At 71.7% G+C, this 5,245-nt stretch carries 3 protein-coding genes; 1 reads left to right on the plus strand and 2 read right to left on the minus strand.

Annotation, left to right across the window (positions count from 1 at the left end; all coding sequences use genetic code 11):
* Positions 1-153: 153 nt before the first annotated feature.
* Both ACFW9D_RS13435 and ACFW9D_RS13440 read right to left on the minus strand, forming a co-directional pair.
* Entirely contained in the window at positions 154-1,434 is a 1,281-nt protein-coding gene (locus tag ACFW9D_RS13435) for a M14 family metallocarboxypeptidase (protein WP_384621272.1), read from the minus strand.
* Positions 1,431-3,401 carry a Xaa-Pro dipeptidyl-peptidase gene (locus ACFW9D_RS13440; RefSeq protein ID WP_384621275.1) on the minus strand — a complete coding sequence of 657 codons (1,971 nt, stop codon included), beginning with the start codon at positions 3,399-3,401 and terminating at the stop codon, positions 1,431-1,433. Before ACFW9D_RS13440 ends, ACFW9D_RS13435 begins: the two co-directional genes overlap by 4 nt.
* Positions 3,402-3,602: 201 nt before the next feature.
* On the opposite strand from ACFW9D_RS13440, the gene ACFW9D_RS13445 reads away from it, so the two are divergent.
* Positions 3,603-5,081 (plus strand): M1 family metallopeptidase, encoded by a 1,479-nt coding sequence (locus tag ACFW9D_RS13445; RefSeq protein WP_384621278.1) that lies wholly within the window; start codon positions 3,603-3,605, stop codon positions 5,079-5,081.
* Positions 5,082-5,245 lie beyond the last annotated feature (164 nt).

Raw genomic sequence — 5,245 nt, forward strand, 5'->3', positions numbered from 1 at the left:
AGGGCCACCGCGCGACTCCGTACTCCGCTGGGGCGGGGGCCGGGGCCCCCCCCCCCCCCCCGGCCCCTGATCGGGGAGGGGCACGCCCGTGGGTGGATTCTGAGGTTTTGTCACCCTTTAGGGCCTACCACAAACGGCGCGTCCCACACCTCTTCAGCACCCTGTGTCGGGCGTCCCTTCCGTCAGGTGGTACGTCGCGCGGGAGTCGAGCAGCAGCGCGACCAGGGCCCGTTCGGACTGCCGGAGCGGTACGACGACCCCGCTACCCGATTTCCGTACGGTGATGCCGTGCAGCGCCAGTTCGTCCCCGACCTCGGCGTACTGGTCCGCGGTCAGCCGGTATCCGCAGGGCGGGTCCTGGATGACCTCGGCGGGTTCCGCCGGGTCGTTGTCTGCGCCGCCGACGTAGACGGGCCCGGTGTCGCGCAGTCCGGCGACGCGGGCCGCGCCGGTCGCCGTCTCGATCTGCCCGCGCCGCTCCTGGACGAAGTCGAACAGGCCGCCGAGCGCCGCGAGCTGGGAGTCGCGGCGGCGCCGGTTGTTGAGCGCCGGGTCGGCCTCCTCCTCGGGGGTGCCGGGGTCGACGCGGCTCTCGATGAGCAGGCCGACGGCGTGCTTGAGCCCGGAGAGGTTGCGCAGGATGCGCTCCTGTCCGTCGCCCGCGGTCTGCTTGACCGGTTCGCCGGTGACGGGGTCGGTCCAGATGCCGTACGTGCCGGTGGAGTGCCCGGCGGCCTCCGCGGCGGGCCGCACGTACGTCCCCGAGAGGGTGCGGGCCTCGTCGTGCACGGCCGCGTCCGTGTTGAGGTTGCGCGGCCAGAGGTCGAAGAGGTCCTTGTCGTAGTACTCGGGGGTGGCCCCGTACTCGTGCAGGTCGTAGATGACGTCGGGCCGGCGGTCGCGGATGACGGCGGCCATCGCGCGGCCCTCGGCGGTCTTCAGGGCGACGTGGTCGCGGTTGATGTCGACGCCGTCGGAGTTGCCGCGGGTGTCGGCGGCGCGGCCGTCGGGGTTGGCGGTCGGCACGACGAGCAGGGTGGTGCGGGACAGGAAGGCGCGGGTCGCGGGGCTCCGGTCGTAGGTGAGGTCGCGCACCTTGGTGAGGCAGGCCTCGCGGCCGGAGGGCTCGTTGCCGTGCTGGCTGCAGATCAGCAGCACGGTGTTGGTGGTGGTGCGCTCCCCGATGCGCACGAGCTGGAGCGGCCGGCCCTGCTTGGTGGTGCCGATGCGGGAGACGGAGACGCGGTCGGAGGCACGGTCGAGGTCGGCGAGGAGCCGCTGCTCCTCGGGCTGGCTGGTCCAGCGGGCCCCGTTCGCCTCCTCGAAGCCCGTGCGGGGCGGGTGGCCGGTGGCCTGGGCCGGGGCTGTCACCACGAGGGGCGCGGCGAGCGCGGCCGCGGCGCAGGCGGTCAGGGCCAGTCTGCTGAGTCTCATCGGTTGCTGCCTCCCGGTACGGGGCGGCCGGGCCGGAAGGTGCTGGGCCCGTCGGCCGCGGAGGGTTGGGGGGTGGCGACGGTGGGTCCTGCGGTGGCGGCGGCGAACGCGCCGGCTCCGCCGACGACGGGCACGCGGGCCGCGGTGCGGGACAGGTCGAGCGTGAGCGTGGGCCGGGTCGACGGGGGGTCGATGAGGTCCTTGTCGGTGCCGGCGACGATCAGGGCGAGCCGGTGCCCCTTGGGCACGACGTGGTCGCTCGCGGCGAGGGAGATCGTGAGCGTGTACGGCGTGCCGGGCTGGAGCCGCCGGCCCTTCGCCGGGTCCGCGTAGGTGCCGAGGTCGGCCCAGCCGCGGCTGAACACGGTCGCACCGACGTCGGCGGTCGCGGCCCGGGTGGCGAGGAAGCAGGAGCTGTCGCCGGGCGTGCTCGGGCCCCAGCAGGTGCGGTCGGTGAGCGTGTCGATGCCCTCGCCGGAGCCGGTGAAGTCGCGGATCGTGGCGGGGCCGAGATCGACGAGCACGGCGCTCAGGTGCGCGGTCGGGGTCGTCGGGGTGGCGGTGACGGTCACCTTCGAGGAGCCGGACAGGCGCAGGTCCTCGCCGAGCGGGCGGCTGAGGAAGCCGGCCTTGTCCGGGGTGCCGGTCTCCAGGTCTGCCGCCCAGTCGGTCTCGGAGCGGGACGGGTCGTCGGTGAACTTCGCGGTGCCGGTGCCCGGTTCGAGGCCGAGGGCGCCGACGCCGGGGGCGCTGCCGGTGGCGGGGCGCAGGGCGGTGGCGCGGGTGTCGGCGGGCGGCCAGACGCGGTCGGTGGTCCAGCGGTCGGGGGCGCGCTCGATGTCGGCCATCGGCTCGCGGTCGACGCCGTTGTCGTAGCCGAGGAGTTCGTGGTCGAACCAGCGGTGCAGGGTGTCGACCCACTGGGCGCGCCGGAAGTCGAACGGGTCGACGTGGCCGGTCTGGGCGAGCCAGATCTTGCGCTCGACCCCGTTCTTCGCGAGGGCCTCCCACCACTGGCCGAAGTGCTTGGCGCGGACGTTGAGGTCCTGCATGCCGTGCACGACGAAGACGCTGGCCTTCACCTTGCTCGCGTCCTTGACGTAGTCGCGCTCCTGCCACAGCCCCGTCCAGTCACCGCTGCGGGGTGCTTCGTCGACAAGTCGCTTCTGCACGGAGGCGCAGCGGGTGCGCGCCTCGGGGCTCTCGACGTAGTCGGACAGCCACTCGGGGCCCGAGTCGTAGAGCGGCGCGCCCTGCTGGAAGTAGTAGTCGTACCAGGAGGAGATGCCACCGATCGGGACGATGGTCTCGAGGCCCTCGACGCCGGTCGCGGCGACGCCGTTGGCGATCGTGCCGTCGTAGCTCTTGCCGATCATGCCGGTGCGGCCGTTGCTCCAGTCCGCGCGGGCGCGCTCGGTGCCGGTGCGGGTGGTGTAGCCCGTGGCGCGGCCGTTCAGCCAGTCGACGACGGCCTTGGCGGACTGGATGTCGGAGCGGCCGCCGACGTCGACACAGCCGTCGGAGCGGTTGGTCCCGGCGAGATCGACGCCGATCACCGCGTAGCCGCGCGGCACGAAGTAGTTGTCGTAGAAGAGCGGCATCTGCACGACGTTCCCGTCGGCGTCGTACGTCTTCTTCTGGCTCTCGTTGCCGCGCCCGCAGCAGGAGTAGTAGGGGCTCGCGTCCATGATCACGGGGATGCGGCGGCCCTGGGCCGCGGGCTCGCGGGGGCGGACGATGTCGACGGCGACCCGGTCGGTCCGTCCGTCGCCGTCCCCGTCGAGGCGGGTGTCGACCCAGACGGACTCGCGGATCGCGGTGTCGTACGCGTAGACGGGCCGGGACTCGCGGGCACCGTCGGCGGCGCGGGCGGCGCCCGGGACGAGCAGCACGGCGAGCAGGGCGGCGGTGACCGCGGCGGCGAAGGTGCTCCAGAGGCGGTGCGTGCGTCTGGCAGGTATCGGCATGGCGCGGAAGGTACACGGGTCAACTGCTGTGCGACAGAGGGCCGTACGCGCCGATGTCAGGTCCGTGGGGCGTCCAGACGCATGTCGGCCGAATGGCGATCGTGTGACAGGAGGGGCCATGGACATGACCTGGGGCACGGGTGCTGAATAGGCTCGCGGACGAGCTCAACCCCCTGTCCGTCCCGACGACTTGGAGCCTTTGTGTACCGCAGACTCATCGTCCCCGGCGCGATCGCGGCCTCCCTCCTGCTGGCGATCCCGGCATCGGCCGCCGACTTCGAGCCCGGGGCCTCGGGCATCGGCGATCCCTACTACCCGACGTACGGGAACGGCGGCTACGACGTCTCCCACTACGACCTGCGTCTGAAGTACCAGCCGAAGACGGACCTGCTGGAGGGCACGGCGACGATCATCGCCACGTCTACGCAGGACCTGTCGCGGTTCGACCTCGACCTCGGGCTCGCCGTGAGCGAGGTCCGGGTGAACGGCAAGAAGGCGCGGTTCGCCCGGTCGGGCGAGCAGGAGCTGGAGGTGACCCCGGCGAGCGGGCTGCCGAAGGGCTCCTCGTTCTCCGTCGTCGTCAAGTACGCGGGCAAACCCTCGGAGCTGAAGCTCTGGGGCTTCACGTCCCCGCAGCGCACCCCGGACGGCGCCGTCTTCGCCAACGAGCCGGAGTCGGCGGCCTGGTGGTTCCCGTCGAACGACCACCCGCTCGACAAGGCCACCTACGACATCTCGGTCGCGGTGCCGGACGGCACCCAGGCCATCTCCAACGGCACCCTCCAGTCGCAGAGCTCCAAGCTCGGCTGGACCCGCTTCAACTGGCGCTCCAGCCACCCGCAGGCCACGTACCTGGCGACGCTCGCGGTCGGCAAGTTCGACATCACCACCGACAAGACCGCGGACGGCCTGCCGGTCCTCAACGCGTACAGCAAGGATCTCGGCGCGAACGAGGGCGCGGCGAAGGCCAGCGTGGAGCGGACCGTCGAGGTCGCCGAGTGGCTGGAATCGATCTACGGCAAGTATCCCTTCGAGGCGCTCGGCGGCTACGTCCCCAACGTCCCGTCCGGCTTCGCCCTGGAGACCCAGACCCGGCCGTTCTACTCCCCCAAGCAGTTCGCGAACGGGGCGAACGTGTCCGTCGTCGTCCATGAGCTGGCCCACCAGTGGTACGGCGACAGCGTCTCCGTGAAGAACTGGAAGGACATCTGGATCAACGAGGGCTTCGCCCGCTACAGCCAGTGGCTGTGGTCGGAGAAGGAGGGCGAGGGCACGGCGCAGGAGCTCGCGGACTACGTGTACGCGCAGCACCCGGCGGACGACGCGTTCTGGACCGTCAAGCCCGGGGATCCCGGCGCGGAGAACCAGTTCGCCGGCGCGGTGTACGACCGGGGAGCGCTGGCGATCCAGGCGCTGCGCAACGAGGTCGGCGAGAAGAAGTTCTTCGCCATTCTGAAGGGGTGGCCGCAGCAGCACGCGTACGGGAACGCGGAGGTCTCCGACTTCGTGGCGTACGCGGAGAAGGTGTCCGGGAAGAAGCTCGCTCCGCTGTTCGACACGTGGCTGTATCAGCCGGTGAAGCCGGGGGCGCCGGCGCTTTCGGCTGCCGCCGGGGCGGTGCGGGAGCCGAAGTCCTTCAAGCGGATCGCGGCGACGAACTCGATCCACGACGTGCACTGAGCCGTCTGCCGGGTCGCTGTTCGTGTGGTGTCTGCGGGGGCGTGGGGGCTGGTCGCGCAGTTCCCCGCGCCCCTGAGATGCGCACTTCGTGCGCGATCTCATCGGGCGCCAGGGCATCGGGGAAATGCGACGCGAAGCGTCTGCATTTCAGGGGCGCGGGGAAC

The organism is Streptomyces sp. NPDC059524 (assembly GCF_042749255.1).
GTDB classification, from domain to species: Bacteria; Actinomycetota; Actinomycetes; order Streptomycetales; family Streptomycetaceae; genus Streptomyces; species Streptomyces xanthii.